Origin of the sequence: Dactylosporangium siamense (assembly GCF_016862795.1) — a bacterium.
In the GTDB taxonomy this organism is placed as follows: domain Bacteria; phylum Actinomycetota; class Actinomycetes; order Mycobacteriales; family Micromonosporaceae; genus Dactylosporangium; species Dactylosporangium siamense.
In genome coordinates this window covers 73716-92781 of record NZ_BONQ01000050.1, presented here as the reverse complement: position 1 = coordinate 92781, position 19066 = coordinate 73716, and the positions used below count along the sequence as shown (strand labels likewise).

The 19066-nt window shown below is 70.1% G+C and carries 13 protein-coding genes; 6 read left to right on the top strand and 7 right to left on the bottom strand.

Annotated elements, in window-relative coordinates:
• Positions 1–611: 611 nt before the first annotated feature.
• The gene (locus Dsi01nite_RS16285; protein WP_203846988.1) at positions 612–1703 is read right to left on the bottom strand and encodes an alpha-hydroxy acid oxidase; all 1092 of its coding nucleotides are present in this window, start codon (positions 1701–1703) and stop codon (positions 612–614) included.
• Entirely contained in the window at positions 1690–2625 is a 936-nt protein-coding gene (locus tag Dsi01nite_RS16280; protein WP_203846987.1) for an NAD(P)-dependent oxidoreductase, read from the bottom strand. Before Dsi01nite_RS16280 ends, Dsi01nite_RS16285 begins: the two co-directional genes overlap by 14 nt.
• Before the next feature lie 462 nt (positions 2626–3087).
• On the opposite strand from Dsi01nite_RS16280, the gene Dsi01nite_RS16275 reads away from it, so the two are divergent.
• Complete coding sequence (locus Dsi01nite_RS16275; protein ID WP_239135926.1) at positions 3088–4050, top strand: D-2-hydroxyacid dehydrogenase family protein; 963 nt, start codon at positions 3088–3090, stop codon at positions 4048–4050.
• 58 nt (positions 4051–4108) lie between these two features.
• On the opposite strand, the gene Dsi01nite_RS16270 is transcribed toward Dsi01nite_RS16275, so the two are convergent.
• The 3 genes from Dsi01nite_RS16270 to Dsi01nite_RS58320 form a co-directional block, all read right to left on the bottom strand.
• On the bottom strand, positions 4109–4681 hold the full coding sequence (locus Dsi01nite_RS16270; protein WP_203846986.1) for a nuclear transport factor 2 family protein: 573 nt from the start codon (positions 4679–4681) through the stop codon (positions 4109–4111).
• A 115-nt stretch (positions 4682–4796) separates the two neighbouring features.
• The gene (locus Dsi01nite_RS16265) at positions 4797–6008 is read right to left on the bottom strand and encodes an ABC transporter substrate-binding protein (protein WP_203846985.1); all 1212 of its coding nucleotides are present in this window, start codon (positions 6006–6008) and stop codon (positions 4797–4799) included.
• A gap of 566 nt (positions 6009–6574) precedes the next feature.
• Positions 6575–6706 carry a hypothetical protein gene (locus tag Dsi01nite_RS58320; RefSeq protein WP_275423372.1) on the bottom strand — a complete coding sequence of 44 codons (132 nt, stop codon included), beginning with the start codon at positions 6704–6706 and terminating at the stop codon, positions 6575–6577.
• A gap of 271 nt (positions 6707–6977) precedes the next feature.
• Between Dsi01nite_RS58320 and qcrB the strand changes: the two genes are divergently transcribed.
• Entirely contained in the window at positions 6978–8606 is a 1629-nt protein-coding gene (gene qcrB / locus Dsi01nite_RS16260; protein WP_203846984.1) for a cytochrome bc1 complex cytochrome b subunit, read from the top strand.
• Positions 8607–8722: 116 nt separating this feature from the next.
• Here the strand turns inward: qcrB and Dsi01nite_RS16255 are convergent, their stop codons facing one another.
• Complete coding sequence (locus tag Dsi01nite_RS16255; RefSeq protein WP_203846983.1) at positions 8723–9967, bottom strand: D-alanyl-D-alanine carboxypeptidase family protein; 1245 nt, start codon at positions 9965–9967, stop codon at positions 8723–8725.
• A gap of 589 nt (positions 9968–10556) precedes the next feature.
• Between Dsi01nite_RS16255 and Dsi01nite_RS16250 the strand changes: the two genes are divergently transcribed.
• From Dsi01nite_RS16250 to Dsi01nite_RS16235, 4 genes are all read left to right on the top strand, one after another.
• Positions 10557–13205, top strand: coding sequence for a DUF6493 family protein (locus Dsi01nite_RS16250; RefSeq protein WP_203846982.1), 2649 nt, complete (start codon positions 10557–10559; stop codon positions 13203–13205).
• A gap of 454 nt (positions 13206–13659) precedes the next feature.
• Positions 13660–14439 carry a WecB/TagA/CpsF family glycosyltransferase gene (locus tag Dsi01nite_RS16245; RefSeq protein ID WP_203846981.1) on the top strand — a complete coding sequence of 260 codons (780 nt, stop codon included), beginning with the start codon at positions 13660–13662 and terminating at the stop codon, positions 14437–14439.
• Positions 14440–14485: 46 nt separating this feature from the next.
• Positions 14486–16369 (top strand): asparagine synthase (glutamine-hydrolyzing), encoded by a 1884-nt coding sequence (asnB, locus tag Dsi01nite_RS16240; protein WP_203846980.1) that lies wholly within the window; start codon positions 14486–14488, stop codon positions 16367–16369.
• Between the two features lie 40 nt (positions 16370–16409).
• The gene (locus tag Dsi01nite_RS16235; RefSeq protein ID WP_203846979.1) at positions 16410–17423 is read left to right on the top strand and encodes a sugar transferase; all 1014 of its coding nucleotides are present in this window, start codon (positions 16410–16412) and stop codon (positions 17421–17423) included.
• On the opposite strand, the gene murJ is transcribed toward Dsi01nite_RS16235, so the two are convergent.
• On the bottom strand, positions 17405–19027 hold the full coding sequence (murJ, locus tag Dsi01nite_RS16230; protein ID WP_239135925.1) for a murein biosynthesis integral membrane protein MurJ: 1623 nt from the start codon (positions 19025–19027) through the stop codon (positions 17405–17407). The genes Dsi01nite_RS16235 and murJ overlap by 19 nt on opposite strands.
• Positions 19028–19066 lie beyond the last annotated feature (39 nt).

Here is a 19066-nt window from a genome sequence, read left to right as displayed (position 1 = left end):
GTCGCGTGTTGTGCCATCGTCGGAGCCTCCGGCTACGTGCCAAGGTGGCGGCCACACGCTGTGACGAGCCGTCGCGGTGTGTTCTGTGACGGCCCGGCCGTGCGCCGGTCGCAGAGGGTAGACCAAAGTCCCCGGGCCGCCGGGCGATTGAACCGCACATTTTCTCGGTAAAGCACTCCAAATTCGGACCGTACGGCGGCACTCACGAATAGCGACCGAAAATTGTCCGCTCCCGTACCGCTCTGCGCCCGGAATACGATTTGCGACCGGTGCCGGCAATGTTGTGGCATCGGGTAGATCCACTGGCCAGTTCGGATTTCTCCGCAAACGTCGCCCTTCATCGACGCAGCGTTCCATCGAAACATCAACAACAAGGAGTGGCGGTCGGCAGCGACAACGGACCTCACGGAGCCGCGGCGGCCGACGGCGCGTCCAGCCGGCCTTCACCGGCCCGCATGCAGGCGGGGTGCTCGTGCGCCTACGACACCGACCGCACCCACTCGACCCGCAGACTCGGCCGGTCCGCACGGGGCCGCGCCTGGAGCACGACCGCGCCGGCCCCGTCCGACAGCGTCCACCGCAGAAAGTCCGCGCGAGCCTTCGAAGGCCGCTCATGAACATGATGGGACGGGGGCTTCTGCCATCACCCGTCCGCGCAGGAGGTCGGGACCGATCTCGGCCACCGACGACACGCCGCACAGTGTCATTGTGCGCAGCAGATCCTCGCGCAGCGCGGTCAGCAGACCACGCACACCCTCCTCGCCTCCGACCGCCAGGGCCCAGAGGACCGGACGACCCACCAGGACCGCGTGGGCGCCCAGCGCCAGCGCCCGCACCGCATCCGCACCGGTGCGGATACCGCCGTCCACCAGGACGTGCGCGGGGGTGCCGGACAGCGCCGCGGCGACCTCGACCAACGCGTCGGCGGTGGCTACCGCGCCGTCCATCTGCCGACCGCCGTGGTTGGAAACGACGACCCCGCTGGCCCCCGCTGCGACGACGACCTTCGCGTCGTCTCCGCGCAGAACGCCTTTCACCGCGACCGGCAGGCCGCTGACGTCGGCGACCCAGCCGATCAGGTCGGGCGTCAGGGTGTTCTCCAGTTCGATCGAGTAGCTGGCCGAAACCTGCCCACGCTCAGGGAAGTTGGCCAGCCGCAGGTTCGCGCCGGTGGGCAGCCGGTAACCGTGGCGGCGGTCGCGGCGGCGGTCGCCCGCGACCGGCGCGTCGACCGTCAGCAACACGGCGCGGTAGCCGACCGCCGCGGCGCGCTGCAGCAGATCCCGGCTCAGGCCGCGGTCCCGCAGCACGTAGGCCTGGAACCATTGGACGCCACCGGCCGCGGCCACCTCCTCCACAGTGGAGGTGGCGTAGGTCGAGACACTGAGGACGGTGCCTGTCGCCGCTGCTGCGGCCGCGGTGGCGATCTCGCCGTCGGGGTGGGCCATCCGCTGCAGACCCATCGGCGCCACCGCGATCGGTGTGGTCATCCGGCAACCCAGGACCTCGACGCCGGCGTCCACGCCACGCACGCCACGCAGCACGCGCGGTGCCAGAAGTCGTTGCCGCCAGCTCGCGACGTTGGCGGCCAGGGTCGTTTCGTCGCCGGCGCCACCGGCGAAGTAGTCGTACACCTCTTCGGGCAGCCGCAGCCTGGCGGCCGCCTCCGTCGCCTCGAGGTCCGCCCAATCAATAGCCGGCACGCGGATCCACCACCCCGTCGAGTTGCAGCCCCGCGACCCGCCGCGCGACGTTGTCCCGAACTCGTCGCAACAGCAAGGGCGCGGCCAACTCGGCCGGACAGCTTGTGTGCGGCGTGATCAGGCAGTTCGCGAGGCGCCACAGCCGGTGCCCGGCCGGCAGTGGTTCGGGTTCGGTGACGTCCAGCACCGCACCGCCGAGGCGTCCTGTCTCGAGCGCCACGGTCAGGTCATCGGTGACCACCAGCGCGCCGCGGGCCACGTTGACCAGCCAGGCGTCGTCCGGCAACCGCTCGAGCAACCGGGCGTCCACCAACCCGACCGTCTCCGGTGTCAGGGCGAGCGCCAGCACCAGCACGTCCGTCTGCGGTGCGAGCTCCTCGAGCAGCTGCGGCCCCACAGTGCGACGGACCCCGGGTACGTTCACCGGAGCCCGGCGCACCACGTCGATGGTCACCCCGAACGGCGCCAGCAGCCGGATCAGGGCGCTGGTCACCCCTCCCCCGCCGACGATCGTGACGCGCGCGCCGAACAGCGAGCGGGTGGACTGCGGCTCCCACCGGCGGTCGCGGGCGTAGCCCGGCACGCCGCGGAACCCGGCGAGGAGCGTGGCCAGCACCCACTCGGCCATCGGCTCGGCGTAGGCGCCCTTGGCCGACGTCCACACCCGGTCATCGGTGATGAGTGGCCCGAACGCGTCCACGCCCGACGTGACCAGCTGCACCCAGCGCACCTGCGGGTGTTCGCGCAGCGTGGCGCCCAGAGCCGCCGGGTCGGACCAGTCGGTCCAGATCATCCCGTCGGCGTCGGCCACCCCACTGAGCGTGCCCCCGCCCGCCCGGACCGCATCCTCGATCTGGTCGCGGTCGGCCGGAGCGGAGTGCGGTGCGGCCGGCAGCACGCAGATCCGCGTCCCGTCGGCCACGTCAGTCCTGGCCCACCGGGTGCCCGGCGACGTCGGCGAGCGAACGCCGACCGGGACGGGTGTTCACGCCGAATGGGGCCCGCGTGCCCTCATCGTTGACGGCAAGGGACGAGGTCTCAAACATGGCGAACTCCCAGGTCGGCGCCGACAACCGCGGGGATCTTGAAGACCTCGTCCGGATCGTCGCCGGCGATGATCACGCCGGGTTGGAACAGCCATCGCACGCTCGCAGATGGCCCACCGGAAGTCAATCTTTGTAATCCACCACGAGGACACAGGCGCACTGTGGATATCACGTGCCGACACCGACCCTTCCCGTCTGCCTCGACCTGACTTGACACGCCCCGAGCGCCGAAACAGAATGGCACAACCAAGCGCTTGTTAGGCGTACACGATAGCGGGTGTTGACGGTCAGCGGCGCCACCGCGACGAACTGGATCCACAATCGAAGGAGCCCGCGCCATGCCGATCCGGATCGCCGTCCTTGACGATTATCAGCGCGTCGCCCGGTCGAGCGCCGATTGGACACCGCTTGACGGCCGGGCCGACGTCACGTTCTTTCACGACCACATCACCGACCCGGCTGACCTGGTCCGCCGGCTGGAGCCGTTCGAGGTGGTCGTGGCGATGCGGGAGCGGACGGCGTTCCCGGCGGCGGTCCTCGACACGCTGCCCAACCTGGCCCTCCTGGTCACCACCGGTCCGTTCAACGCGGCGATCGACGTCGCGGCCGCACATGCCCGCGGGATCGTGGTCTGCGGAACTGGCGGCGTGCCGCACACCACGGCCGAGCTGACCTGGGCCCTCATCATGGCGGTCACCCGTCGGGTGCCGGCCGAGGATGCCGCGCTGCGGGCCGGGCGGTGGCAGACCACGATCGGTCCCGAGCTGGCTGGATCGACCCTCGGCATCATCGGGCTGGGCAATATCGGCTCGAGGATCGCCCGCTACGCGCGGGCCTTCGACGTTGACGTCGTCGCCTGGAGCGAGAATCTCACCAGCGAGCGGGCCGAGGCGATGGGCGTGCAGCGTGTCGGCAAGCGCGAACTGTTCGAGCGCGCCGACATAGCAACCGTCCACCTCAAGCTGAGTGAACGCACGAGGAACCTGATCGGTCGACCCGAGCTGGCACTGCTCGGCCCGCGCGGCTATCTGGTCAACACCTCGCGCGGGCCGATCGTGGACGAGTACGCCCTGGCCGAGGCCCTGTCGGACGCCGTCATCGCCGGCGCCGCGCTGGATGTGTTCTCCGTCGAGCCGTTGCCGGCAGACCACCCGCTGCGCGACGCGCCGAACACCGTCCTGACACCACATATCGGCTATGTCTCGGTGCCGATGTACGAGCGGTTCTTCTCGCACGTGGTGGAAGACGTCGTGTCATGGCTGCAGGGCACCCCGGTTCGGGTAATCCCGGCCGAGGCGTAAGCGCCGAAGGCGGGCTCGGCCGGCGCCGAGGGTTTGCCGGGGGTCGGCGCGCTCCCGGTCACTGGCGTTTCGACCCAGCGGCATAATCTGCTGAGTTCCAGTCCGCTCCGCGATCAAGAAAGACCCACAATGGGTCCTTTCGATCCCTCTCCGATCGAGTGGCTGCCGGTGGCCGGCTGTCCCGAATCTCGCCGACACACAGTTCGTCAAACAACACCATGCGGGAGGCGATACGCCACCGCCCAACGGCATCCGGCGTGAATTTGTCCAGGTAGCGACATTTCACCGTCGTCATTTGCTGCGCGCCGGAGGCTTCGAGTTCACGGCGCCTCAGATAACACAGGCAGTAGGACTCGACCAATGCGACATCCGGGTCAGGCAGGTCAACGATCACGTTGGTGATGAAATGAACCGACGAGTCCAGTTGTGCATGGCGAGCTTTCATGTCCTCGATCAGCCCGTCGACCCCTCCTCGGTACGCACCGTGGTGATCGAAGGCGTTGTCGTGGTAGCACGCACGCACCGAGTCCCAGTCACACCGATCGACCGCCCTCGCATACCGGTGCAGGCAGTCAGTAACGGCCATGGTCACCCGGACCCGTGATTCCTCGAACTGGTCGTCCTGCGGCATTGGTCACCCACTTCCTCGAGTCTGTCGATGCGGTGCTGCGTCATGGCCGCTGAACCAGGACGGATGACGACCGTGGGGCGGAGGATGTCCGCCCCACGGCCAGCTTCCGGTCCGATCAGCAGAGCGGCTGGTAGGTCGCCCACGGTCCCTTCGGCTTGTTGTCCGCGCCGAACTCGATCAGCGACAGGCCGCACAGGCCATCCGTACCGAGGTGCTTGGTGGCGGAGTAGGACAGGGTGAAGCTTGCCTGGCCGAACGAGGCCTGGTATCCGGTGATGCTCTGGATCGCCTCGTTGAGCTTCTTCGGGTCGTCCGCGCCGCCGGCCTTCTCGATCGCGAGCTTGACGATGTGCACGGTGTCCCAGGCTTGGGCATCGTAGGCCGTGATCTCGTAGTCGGCGCCGTTCTTGTCCTTCAGGAACTTGGTGAGCTCCTGGGTACGAGGGTTCTGGCTGTTGATGGAACCCATGAACACCAAACCGTTGAGGGCGCCCGGGTTGGCCAGCTTCCAGGAGTCCGGCTGGTTGCCGATCGACGCGAGGGAGAACCGCGGCTTCGCGGCCAACTGGCTGGCGAGCGTGTTCTGCGCGAGCACCTCGAACGCGCCACCGAGGCTCGTCACCATCACCGCGTCGACGTTCGCGTCCTTGATTCGGGCCACCTGCGCCGACAGGTCGGACGCCGCGGTGGCACCCTTCTCGGACGCTGCGATCTGCACACAGGGCATCGCGTCGAACAGCGCCTTGTCCACCGCGGCCATGGTCGGGGAGTCGTCGGTCAGCACGCCGATCTTCTTGATGTTGGCCTTCTCGAACGCTCCGCAGTACACCTTGGCCCAGTCGCCGGTCGCGTTGGCGAGCATGTAGATGAACTCGTTGTTCGGCGGGTCGACCAGCGTCTGGGTCACGCTGGTGGGGGCGATGGCAGGGATGCCGAGCTGGGCGAGGATCGGCTTGGCCTGCGCCGTTGCCGCACTACCCGTCTGCATCAGCACCAGCTTGGCGCCCTCGCCGACCAACTTCTGCACCACGGCCGGCGACCTGGTCGGGTCGCTCTCGTCGTTGCCCACCACGAGCTGCAGCGGACTACCGAGCACGCCGCCCTTGTCGTTGATGTCCTGAATGGCCAGCCGGATCGTCTTGCCGGAAATGTTGCTGTATGAAGCGCCCGGACCAGTGCTGTCCTGGTCCAAGCCGATGATGATGGGTTTACCGGTCGCCGTGCCGGTGTTCGGTGCGTCGGAGCCACTCTTGCTGCAGCCCGCCAACACCACCAACGCGGCGATCAGCGCTCCAGCAAGCGTCGCCGATCTCCTGAATGTGGCCACGTCTACCCCTTACCTCACCGGGACAAATGCATTGGGCTCAACCGTTACGTCGCTATCGCCACGTCGTTCCTGCGTGCGGTCGGGCGAGGAGTCCTCGAACCTAACAAGCGCTTGGTTGCCAAATATCTCTTCGGGCGCGCCCCGTGTCAAGGGGTTGCTTGGTCGCGAGCGGGTTACAGAACGATCAAGCCGGTAACCTTCGCGGTCAGCGGCCGCACCGGCGTCACGCCCTCGTAGCACCGGTGGAAGTCTCGCGGTGAGCCCCTGGTCAGCACCGCACCGCACGCTCCGGTCTGAAGCCGGTGCGCCGGACCCTCTTCGACGTAGAGCTGGACGGCGACCATGATGACGTCGGGCGGGAACCGTAGCCCGGCGAACGCCGACCTTGGTGGCAGGGACGGACGCCGACGGTTCGAGAGCTTCACCGTTCAAGCGCGACTGAAACCGCCGCGTGCCTCAGCCCCGCGGGACGGGAGTCGGGTTCAGGCCCCGTTCCCGGGCCAGCTGCTCGGTGTCCGCGATGATCTGGTCGAGTAGGCCTGCGGTACATCGATCTGGGTCATGTCCTACCGCAGGCCGAACAGCGGCTCGCCGGTCGGGTCACCGGGTGCCTGCGGTGCCGTGACGCCGACGGCCTCGATGGTCGTGCTGTCTTCCAGCGCCGTGCCGAGCCCGATGGTGGAGGCGACGGCGTCCACGCCGGGTCAGCGCTCAACCACCTCCGCGAGGAGCCTCAGCGCGGCCGACCTCGTAGAATGTAGGTAGCCGGGGTCGCATTCCGATCACGGGAGGTGCGCCGTAGTAGACCCGCACCAGCCCCAGAACGAACCCCCAAGGCCCGACGCGGGAGCGATCGCAGCCCGGCAAGCGGGAATATTGAACACCGCCGGGTGGCGGCTATTGGAGCGTACGCAAGCCCCGAAAGGGACTACAACAAGTTGCGGTTGGACCAGCCCTCCGGGAGCGGTCATGAAGCGGCGCAAAACCGACGTCCGGGCCCTGCCGGCCAAGTCCGCCGGGGCGCTCGACGAGCGCTTCCAGGCGGCGACGCCGCTGCGGCGCCTGCTCAACAAGGTATTCCCCGACCACTGGTCGTTCCTGCTGGGCGAGATCGCGCTCTACTCGTTCATCGTGCTGCTGCTCAGCGGCACCTTCCTCGGGCTGTTCTTCGACCCGTCGATGCGCGAGGTCGTCTACGACGGCAGCTACGCGCCACTGCGCGGTGTGGAGATGTCCCAGGCGTACAACAGCACGCTGCAGATCTCGTTCGACGTGCGCGGCGGCCTGTTCATGCGGCAGATGCACCACTGGGCCGCGCTGCTGTTCGTGGCCGCGATCGTGGTGCACATGTTCCGGGTCTTCTTCACCGGCGCGTTCCGCAAGCCCCGCGAGGCCAACTGGATCGTCGGCATGTTGCTGTTCTGGATGGCCTTCCTGGAGGGCTTCGCCGGTTACTCGCTGCCCGACGACGCGCTGTCCGGCACGGGCCTTCGCATCGCGAGCGCGATCATGCTGTCCATCCCGATCGTCGGCACCTGGGTGACCACCTCGCTGTTCGGGGGTGAGTTCCCGGGTGAGGTGATCCTCGGCCGGCTCTACATCGTGCATGTGCTCCTGGTCCCCGGCTTGCTGCTCGCGCTCATCAGCGTGCACATGGGCCTGCTGGTGAAGCAGAAGCACACGCAGTGGCCCGGCCCCGGCCGGACCAACAACAATGTGGTCGGCGTGCGCATGGTCCCCGGCTTCGCGGCCAAGGCCGGCGGCTTCTTCATGATCGTGTTCGCCGTGATGGCCGCGCTGGCCGGCTTCTTCCAGATCAACCCGATCTGGCTGTTCGGCCCGTACAAGGCCGCGGTGGTGTCGGCGGCGAGCCAGCCCGACTGGTACGTCATGTTCCTCGACGGCGCGGCCCGTCTCTTCCCGGCGTGGGAGATTCGGTTCCACTTGTTCGGTAACGGCTACACCCTCCCGCCGATCTTCTGGCCCACGGTTGTGCTGCCCGGTCTCCTGGCGATGTTGCCGATGTTGTATCCGTTCATCGAGCAGCGGTTCTCGAAGGACGAGGCTGTCCACAACCTGCTGCAGCGCCCGCGGGACAACCCGTCCCGCACCGCGCTCGGGGCCATGGCCATCGCCTTCTACATGGTCCTGCTGGTCTCCGGCGGCAACGACGTGGTGGCCGACAAGTTCAGCATCAGCCTCAACGCGATCGTCTGGGCGGGGCGTATCGGCATCCTGATCCTGCCGCCGCTGGCCTACTACCTGGCATACCGGATCGCGCTGGGCCTGCAGCAGCACGATCGCGAGGTGCTGGTCCACGGCATCGAGACCGGCATCATCCAGCGCCTGCCGGACGGCCGCTTCGTTGAGATCCACCAGCCGCTCCCGGTGGCCGGCGACGGGCGGGGCGCCGAGGAGGAGCACGGTCCGGAGTACGCCGGCTGGGTAGTGCCGAGGAAGATGAACCGCGTCGGCGCGCTCGCCCCGCCGGTGAGGGGCTTCTGGTTCCCGATCGAGAAGGCCGCCCCGCCGCCGAAGCCGGCCCGGCGTGAGCCCGAAGAGCGCGGGGAGATCACCACGGGCCGCAAGGTCAAGTAGCCGGGAGGGGTCTCACCTCTCGGTTCTCACAAGATCTGGGCGTAGCAGTGAACGGGGTCGACGCGCAGCTCGTCGCGCGGGTGTGTTCGGGTGACGCCACAGCAGGATGCCGGCAGTCACCCGTGCGTGATCCTCTCCCACCGGCTGGGTGGTGCGAGTGCCTGAGTGGTCTGCAGGGCAGTGGTTACGGCCGTGGCTGAGGCAGTGAGCTTGAGCGTGCCGACATGGGTCCCCGCTGCAATGTGGCGGCGCGGCATGGTGGTCAGGGTATCGATCTGGTAGGCCAAGCCGGGCCAGCCGAGCACGTCCACGTCGCCGGTTGCGGCAAGGGTTGTACTCCTGCCCATCGGTCCCCGGGCGGTCGCCACAACATCTCCGGCGCGCACGGCCCGGTACTTGTGCGGCAGGCCGCTGCTGGCTTGGATCAGGCGACGGGTGGCCTCGAAGGCGTCTGCCATGTTCGGGCCGGGTGCGAGTACGGCGCCGATGATCCTGAGCCGCTGCCCTTCTGCGGAGATCTCGGCCGCGAAGAGCAGGCAGCCGCCGGCCTCATCGGTGGAGCCGGTCTTGATGCCGACGATCCCGTCCTTACCAATCTGGGTGTTGACGTTACTGGCCGGCCCGACGACGGGGAGCGTGGCCTGCGGCATCGCCACAATCTGCGCCAACACCGGCACCTGCATTGCCGCCCGGCCCAGGGTGACCTGGTCGGCAGCGGTGCTGACGGTGGACGGTGCGAGCCCGGACGGGTCGGTATAGCGCGTGTCTGCCATCCCGAGGCCGGCTGCGGCCTGGTTCATTTTGGCCACGAACGCATCGCTGCTGCCGGCGTCCCACCGGGCGAGGATGTGGGCGATGTTGTTGGCCGAGGGCAAAAGCAGGGCCTGAAGGGCTTGCCGTTCGGTGAGCACCTCGCCGGCCACAACCTGGACCAGCGACTGGCCGGAGGCGAGCTGAGACGGATAAGCGGCGGCCTCCTCAGCCGAGACGGTCAGCGTGGGGCCGTTCTCGTCCAGGCGCAGGGGATGATCCCGCAGGACAACGTACGCGGTCATCACCTTGGCGACGCTAGCGATCGGCACGGGTCGGGAACCACCGGAGGAGCCCAGCCGGCCGAGCCCGTCAATCTCAACCGCTGCCTGCCCGGCCTCCGGCCACGGCAACACTGGCGGAACGCCTGGGATTGCGTATACCCGCGGCACAGTCTGCACGATCCGTGGCGCCGGCACCGGACTGACCAGCCTGAGCGTGACGAACCCGCCGGCGGCGAGCACCACGACCACCGCGGCCACAGACAGCCACAGCCCTCGACGACGAGCCTGCCGCGGTACAACCACCGGCTCCACACTGGTCTTGGTCAACTTGAACTCCCCACGGCCGATCGCCCCAAATTTCAAGCCGCGGTACGAACGCGGCGTTCCGCGCTACCCGATGCGACCGCCGGCTAACGTCTCAAAGTGCCATCGACTTTGTGGCCGTCGGGGAGCTGGCTCGCCACAGTCGAACGTCGTGCCACTGTCCCCATATCGGCATGCCGGAAGGCGATCCTCCGGGTGGCCAGCAGCCCTGGCTGCCGGCGCCTCACGCTCACCCTCACCGTGCGGTCCGAGCCTGCCGGCACCGCGCTCAACTGCTCCGTACGGGGGCGTGCAGCTCACCCCGCCGCGCCGGGCGGGCTGGTCCTGGAGGGCGACGTCCAGGCCGCCGGCTACGGCATCGTCGCTCTCCCAGATCGCTGTCACGTCGGGTGTCGCGTTATGCGAGTCCGGCAAGACAAAGCAACCCGGCGCCGACGAGACCGGCCTCGACCAGTCCGATAAAGACCCGGTCGCTGGACGGCCAGCCCATCGCCCTGTCCAGGAACTCGGCGGCATGATGTCGGCCGCTGCGCCGAACTCCCGCGGACGGGGCCGCACCGCCGGGCCTCCACGGCGCGTCTAACCTGCCAATGTGGTGACGTTGACCGAACTCCTGGCGCTCGACGACGGGGTGCTGCTCGACCGAGTGTGCGCGTTCACCGCCGACGAGCGGGCGACGCTGCACCGGCCGGCGCTGCACGCCTGGGAGCGTTACAGCTGGCGGGACGAACTCGACGGCCGCAAGGACCGGTACACGCCGGCGGAGGGCCGGCGGCTGGATCTGATCGTCTTCGCCGCCGCGCCGGCGGACCGGCTGTACTGGCCACCGGGCGATGACCAGCTGCGGGTCGCCCGATCCCGGGGCGGCCGGTTCGTGACCGCGCTCGCCCGGCACGTGCTGCACACGATGGCGACCGAGGACTTCGGCGCCCCTGACTTCAACGAGATCCGCCGGGCCGAACGCGACGGCCTCGTCACGCTGGACGCCGACGACGACTATGTGCTGGCGATGGTCAACCAGCTCGGTGGGCGGTTCAGCGCCGGTGGACGCCGCTCGGACCTGCTTCGGGCCGATCCGGACCTGCTGGCCCGGGCGTTCTGGCGGATCTTCGAGGTCGAGGGCAACCGGCAGGTGAGCCTCGCCAACGTTGACAAGTACAGTGGCGCGACCGTGCAGTCCTGGCACGACGCGGTCCTCGACCTGCTTTCCGACGCCACGATCGACCGCGCACGGGTGCTGGACGCGACGGTCGCCGCGCTCGGGCTCGGCTTCCCGCAGTACCGTGCCGGCTGGTACTCCCGCCTGCATGCCGCGCTGGCGCCGTCCGTCGACGAACGCGCCACCCGCCAGGCCGGCTACGCGGCCCTGTTGCGCAGTTCCGTGGGGCCCACCGTCACGCTCGCCGTCGACGCCCTCACGGGGGTGGAGAAGGCGGGCCGACTCGACCACGACGGCAACGCCGCGGCCCTCGCCGCCGGGCTTGCCGCCGCGGTCCTCGCACCGGCGAAGTCCACCGCGATGAAGGCGCTCGCCCTCGCAGCGCGGGCCGGTGCCGGGCAGTCGTCCGCGGTCGTCGCCGCCGCGCTCGGCCATCCGCACGCCGACGTCCAGGCCGCCGCCGCCGAGCAGTTGCGGGTGCGCGGCGAGCCCGGCCCGGTCCTGGCCGCGTTGCCGTCGCTGGCGCCCGCGGTCGCGACGGCGGCCCGCCGCTGGCTCGGCGACGACGCCCCACCCGTGGTCGCGGCACCGGTCCCCCGGCCGGACAGGACCGCACCGGTGCCAGTGCCCGATGCGGTGGCGCCGATCACCGACCCGGCGGAGCTGGCCGAAGCGTTCGCCGTCCTGCTGGCCGACCCGACCGACGCGGAACTGCTCGAACGCGCGCTCTGCGCGGCCGCCCGGCTCGGCCCCGATCCCGTCGAGTACGCCAGCCTTGCCCGGCGGGCGGCACGCCTGCTGCGCGACGGCCCGAGCTGGGAATCGGACCACCTGCTCGACGTCGTGGCCGGCGTGGTGCTCGCCGCGGCCCATACGCCGCCGGTGCGATGGCTGCCGCCGCTGGCACCCCAGCTGCAGCTGCTCGCCGGGCGGGCCGCCGCCGTGGAGTCTGCATTGCGCGCCGGGCGCCGGTACGCCCCGTGCGCGGAACCGACCCATGCCGGCGGCTGGATCGCGCCGGCCGTGCTCGTCCAGCGGCTGTCCACGGGCGCCCCGCCGGATCCGCTCGACGCGGTCGCCGCGCTGCTGCGGCTCGGACCCGCCGCGGCAAGCGCGGACCCGGCGATCCGGGCCGCCGCGGCCGCCGTACCCGGCGCCGTGGGTGCCGCCCTCCGGTACGCCCTCGGCGGACCGCCACCGGCGACACCCACCCATGCCGACCGTCCACTGTGGATTGCGGCGGCCCGGTCCCGTGCACCCCGGGGAGACGATCCATCTCTGATCGGCCTCGGGCCCGGCTACGACGCAGCCGGCGCCGGACGGGCACCCACGTGGCGGGTGTCGTTCGACCCGGAACGGCAGTACAGCCGGATCCGGGTCACCGCGCTCGGACCGGCCGCACCGCCGGCACCCACCGACCCGGCACTGCCGACCGTGACGCTCGGCGCCGTGAACCCCTCGTCGGACCGGCAGCCCGGCGCGCCGTGGCACCCGTGGCTGGCCTCGATCTGGCCCGGCAACATCGAACCACTCCTGGCCATCGCACTTCCGCACCAGCTCGCGTCCCTCGACGGCACCGTCGACGGCGGCGCCGGAGCCCACGCCTTGCGCCTGCTCAGCCAGACAGTCGTCGAGCTGCCGCCACTGAGCCCGTACACCGTCGCCGCGGGCCTGGCGAGCGCCAGGGTCAGCGACCGTGTTGCCGCGGTCGACGCCGCCGTGGACCTGCTGCCCCAGCGGATGAGCCCCGAGGCGCTCGCGTCCGCGATGACGACGCTGGCTGCGGTGGTACCCCTGAACCGGTGGGGCGCGTCGCTGGCCGACCTGGCCACCGCCGGGCGCGGCGCGCAGGTCCGGGCGGTCCTCACCACCCTGTTGCCGTCCCTGGACCGGACCACCCGAGGCCTGTACTCGCTGGTGGAACTGCTCCGCGACGAGCACCTGCGGGCCGGCACACCGGTCACCGCACCCGGCCTGCAGCAGTGGCTGGCCGCGGCCACCGGTACGTCGAGGACCGCCGCTGCCGCACGATCGCTACGCACCGCCGACCCGCTTGACCACTCGGACCCCACACGCGAGTGACGGACGCGCCCTCCTTGGACGGTCGGTGGTCCGCGCCGGCTTCCTGGACGCGGCGGCCGGCACCCCGACCCGCGCCTCCCGAACGCCTCATGCTCAGCTTCTCGCTCCAGCTGCCGGATCTGCGCTGAAAGCGCCCCGCACGGTCGTCATGCCCCCCACGACGGCGTCGGCCGTGTGCCGAGGCGTGCGCTACCTCACCTCGCGAAGCCACCCCGCATCGTGCCATCGGGCGGCGTGATCGGCCGCCGAAGGGGTACGGCTCGGCTACGCCCGCAGCGGGTCCGGCGCGGGAGATGTGCCGGCGTGCGACCCGCACGGTCAGCGCGGCGTGCGGGTGGGCGACACGAAAGGAACGCGTTTGGCTACCGGGTTCGAGCTGGACCGCTCCCGCGAGGCGGGCGGTCCGGCATCGCGGCGTGCGCCGCGTGGGATCGATGCCGGCAAACGTAGCGTGATGGGCGTCATGGTCGACGTCATCGACTACGACGCGGCGGTCGAGAAGGTGGTCGCGGCAGCCGTCGACAGGCGCCCGTTCATCCTCACCGCACTGGCCGTGCACGGCGTGATGACCGGGGTCTCGGACCGTGTGTTCGGCGCCCGGCTGAATGCCTTCGACGTGGTGGCGGCGGACGGCCAGCCGGTACGGTGGGCGCTCAACCTGCTGCACGCGGCGGGCCTGCGGGAATGGGTCAGCGGGCCGGAGCTGACGCTGCGAGTGCTGCGGCGGGCGGCCGCCGAGGCGTTGCCGGTCTATCTGTACGGCTCGACGGCGCAAACCGTCGAGCAGTTGGCGGCGTCGCTGACCGGGATGCTGCCGCAGTTGCGGATCGCCGGCGCCGAAGCGTCGAAGTTCCGTCCCGCCCGGCCCGGCGAGCCCGCGCAGATCGCCGATCGGATCAACCGCTCGGGGGCCCGCCTGGTCCTGGTCGGCCTCGGCTGCCCGCGGCAGGAGACCTTCGTCCATGCGATGCGGCCGCTGCTGGCCATGCCCCTGCTGGCCGTCGGGGCTGCGTTCGACTATCACGCCGGCAGGCTCGCTCCCGCGCCGCGACCGATGCAGCGGTACGGACTGGCCTGGCTGTGGCGGTTGATGTTCGAGCCGCGCCGGCTCTGGCGCCGCTACCTGCTCCTCGGACCCGGCTACCTGCTCCGGTTGTCCGCGCAGAAGATGCGGCTGTGGACGCCGGCCGCACCGGAACCGGCGTTCCGGCTGCCCGACCCGCCGCCGGTCTGATCGCGCCCGCCACCGCTGTCACCGATCAACCGAAAGGGAGAATTCGATGTGCGGGATCACCGGCATCGTGACCGCCGACGCGGGCACGGTCGACCCGGACCGGTTGCGTGTCATGTGCCGCGCCCTGACGCACCGCGGCCCCGACGAAGAGGGCTTCCACCTCGGCGACACGGTCGGCCTGGCCGTGCGGCGCCTGGCCGTCATCGACGTGGAGCACGGTCAGCAGCCGGTGCGGTCCGAGGACGGGACCGTGCACGCGGTGCTCAACGGAGAGATCTACAACTATCAGCGCCTACGCCGCGAGCTCGCCGCTCGGGGTCACCGGTTCGCTTCCGGCAGCGATGCCGAGGTCATTCCGCACCTGTACGAGGAGCACGGCTCGGACTTCGTGCGGCACCTGGAGGGCATGTTCGCCATCGCGTTGTACGACGAGGCCAGGCGTCGTCTGGTGGTGTGTCGCGACCGCGTCGGGGTGAAGCCGCTCTACTACGCGGAGCGCGACGGCGGTCTGGTCTTCGGCTCGGAGATGAAGGCGGTGCTGTGCGCCGTCTCCGACCGCTCGCCGGACCTGCAGGCGTTCAGCGCATACCTGTCGCTGATGTACGTGCCCGCGCCCCGAACCATGTACCGCAACATTCGCAAGCTGGAACCGGGCACGGCGCTGGTGTGGCAGGACGGCGCGTACACCGTTGAGCGCTACTGGGCCCTCGCCGACGTGGCGCCGCGCCGCGACCTGACGGCGGCCTCGGCCCGTCAGATGCTGCGCGACCTGGTTGTCGACAGCGTCCGCCAGCAGATGGTCGCCGACGTACCGCTCGGCTTCTTCCTCAGCGGTGGCATGGATTCCAGCACTGTCGTCGCCGCGGCCCGCCTGGCGGAGCCGGACGCCGTCCTGAAGACGTTCTCGGTGGGCTTCGCGGACCGGTCCTACGACGAACGCAGCGCGGCCGCCCTGGTCGCGCGGCGGTTCGGCACCAAGCACACCGCGCTGTTGGTCGAACCACGCGCACAGGATGTGGCGGATGGCATGCTGCCCTGCTTCGACGAGCCGTTCGCCGACCCGTCCATGGTGCCCACCTACTACCTGTGCGAACTCGCCCGGCGGCAGGTGACGGTGGCGTTGAGCGGGGACGGCGGGGACGAGCTCTTCGCCGGCTACCTGACGTACCAGGCGGACAAGCTCGCCCGCTACTACCGGCACCTGCCCCGGGCGCTGACGGTGCGGATCGCTCCCTCGCTGCTGCGGTTCCTGCCCCGCTCGAGTGCCCGGGCGAGCTTCGACTTCAAGGCGCGACGGTTCATCGAGAACGCGGTCGAGCACCCGGGTCGCAGTCATTACCTGTGGCGGGTGGTCTTCCGCGAGGCGCACAAGGCGCGGATCCTGCGGCCCGACGTGTTCGCCGGGATGACCGACACCTACGACACGCACGAGCCGCACGACCGGGCCGGCGCCGGCTTCGACCGGCTGACCCGGTTCCAGTACACGGATGCTCAGGTGTACCTCCCCGACGACGTGCTGACCAAGGTCGACCGGCTGAGCATGGCGCATTCGCTTGAGGTGCGGGTCCCGTTGCTCGCCACCTCGATGATCGAGTTCGCCTTCTCCCTGCCGGGCCGGCTGAAGTCCCCCGGTCTGCGGCCGAAGCTCCTGCTGCGCCGGACGATGGCCGATCTGCTGCCGCCGGAGATCATCGCGATGCGCAAGAAGGGCTTCAACGCCCCGCTCCCCAGGTGGCTGCGCGGTGTGTTCCGACCGTTGCTCCGCGAGTACCTGAGCCGGGATGTCCTGGAGCGGCAGGGCTACCTGCAGTTCGACGAGGTGAACGCGATCGTCGACCGGCACCTGAGCGGCACGGCCGAGCATGCCCGGGAGATCTGGATCCTGTTGCTTTTCACCATGTGGGCCGAGCAGGAGAAGGCGTACCTCTAGCGCCTGCCGTCACGAGTAGTACTGCTGAGGGTAAGAGACCGTGAACTATTGGGTGTTGCTCCTGTCGATCGTCCTGGCGTTGCTGCCGGCCGTCGTCCTCACGTCACTGATCTCCCGGGCAACGCGGGCCTGGATCTGCCGGATCGCCTTCCTCGTCTCGGTGGGGCTGATCCTGTCGCCGTGGCTCTGGGTGCGCCTGGGCTACGACGTCCCGGCGCGAGCCGCTCTGCTGATCGTGACCGGGGCGTTCGCGGGCGGGATCGTGCTCAGCGCCGCCACGGCCGGGATCGTGGAGGACAACGCGCCGCCCTCGTTGGGGGTCCAGCGCATGGTCCTCGCCTATCACGCCCCGAGCACGGTCCCTCGCCGCCGGGTGCCCCGGGGGAAGCGGCTGCTCGACATCGTCGGCGCGTCCGTCGGGCTCGCCCTCACGCTGCCGCTGTGGCCGATCATCGGGCTGCTCATCTGGTTCGAGGAGCCGGGCCCGGTCTTCTTCACCAAGAACTCCGTCGGCCTGGGTGGTGCCACGTTCCGGCAGTTCAAGTTCCGCAGCATGCGGTACGGCGCGGAGAGGCTCACCGGCCCCGTGGCGTCACCCGCGGGAGATCCGCGCACGCTACGGGTCGGCCAGCGGTTGCGCCGCTGGCACCTGGACGAGCTCCCGGAGCTGATCAACGTCCTGGGCGGCACGATGAGCCTGGTCGGCCCGCGCCCGCTGCGGACGATACTGGTGCTCTCCCACCTGAGGACCGTGCCCGGCTACGCCGAACGGCACACGGTCCGGCCGGGGATCGCGTGTCTCGCCCAGATCGAGAAGTTCCACATGCCACCGCAGGAACGGCTGGAGAAGGACCTCGCCTACATCCAGCACCAGAACGTGATGTTCGACCTGCGGCTGCTCGGCCGCGCGGTGCTGACCACGATTCGCGGCGAGCGCCGGTACCACAGCGACCCGCCGCTCGTGCCCTCCAACCGCACCACCGCTGATCCGGTCAACGGGTCCGGCGGCCCGTCCGAGCCGATCGAGCACGCGGGTCAGCTCCCCGGCGCGTGAGGCGCACCCGCGCTCAACCGATCAGGCCGGTCAGGCCGGTCGGTGCCGGTCCGTTCCGGTCCGTCTCCGCACCGGATCCCCGCGGTGGCGGTGGCCACCAGCCGGCCGATTTCGGTGAGGCGCAGGAGCCGCGCGGCGACGACGTACGCGATCCCGCCGGGCACGCCGGCCGCGGCGACGACGACGAGCGGCCCGGTCAGCGGAGCCAGGAGGTGCGCGACCGCGGTGGCGACACCGGCGGCGGCCGTGGCCGCGAGCAGCACCCGGGCGTGCGTGCTCACCAGCCTGCGACCGTCGATGCGGCCCAGCCGGTGGCGCAGGACCAGACCCGCGGTGATGAGGCCGGTGGTGTACGCCGCCCCGTAGGCGATCGGGATGCCCACGACGATGTCCGCGCGGGGCAGGAACGCACCGGCGGCCAGGCAGCCGGCCACGCCGACGGCGCTGACCCCACTGGCGATCAGCGCCGGCGTCCTGGTGTCCTGCATGGCGTAGAACCCGCGCAGCAGGATCGCGTACCCACTGAACGGCACCAGGGCCAGCCCGAACACCGCCATGACCGTCCCGAGCAGGCCCACGGTCGACGCGTCGCTGCGCCCGTGGGCGAACAGGAGCGCGGCGAGCTGCGGTCCGAGCGCCACCATGACCGCCGCGACCGGGGCGAGGGCAACGACGGCCAACCGGATGCCCAGCGACAGGTCGTCGGTGATCCGGCGGTGATCCAGGCGAGCCGCGTTGCGGCTCAACCGGGGCAGCATCACGGTCATCACCGACAGGGTGATCACCGCGAACGGCATCTGGAACAACGCGTACGCGTTCTGGTACGCGCTGATCCCACCCGGCCCGCCGATCGACGCCGATCTCGTGGCGACCGTGAACAGCACCTGGGCCGCGGCGACGGAGAACAGCATCCAGCCGCCGAGCCGGCCGATCCGGCGCATCCCGATGCCCCGGGGATCGAGCCGGGGCCGCAACGGAAAACCGCTGCGGGCCAGCGCCCACATCACCATGGCCATCTGGGCGAAGACTCCGGCGCTGGTGCCCAGGCTCAGCAGCAGCAGATGGGGCGTGGTCAACGCCGGCATGCTGGTCGCGCCGCCGACCACGAAGTACAACAACCCGACCGCGGTGACGACCAGGCTGTTGGCCAGCGGCGCCCACATCGGTGCGGCGAACCGGCCCCGGATGTTCAGCACGGCGCCCGCCGCGGCGCTCATGCCGTAGAACAGGATCTGCGGCAGGAAGAACCGGGTGAACACGACCGTCAGATGCCGTTGGTCCGCGGTGAAGCCGGGCGTGAACAGGTCCACCAGAACAGGGGCCAGCACCGTGGCGACCAGGGTGACCGCCCCCAGGCCGAAGCCGATCATCGACAACAGCCGCTGGGCGTAGACCACGCCACCGTCGGGCTCCGTCAGCGCCGCCCGGGTCAGCATCGGCACGATGACGCTCGCCATCGCACCCCCGACCACCAGGTCGTACACCACGTTCGGCAGCGCGTTCGCCAGGTTGTAGCTGTCCAGTAACCGGCTACCGAGTCCGAGCACGGCCGCCAGCACCAGGATCCTGACGAATCCAGCCGCCCGCGATGCCAGCGTCGCCACGGCCGCTCCCCGGCCCGCGCGTCCCAGGGACGATCCGGC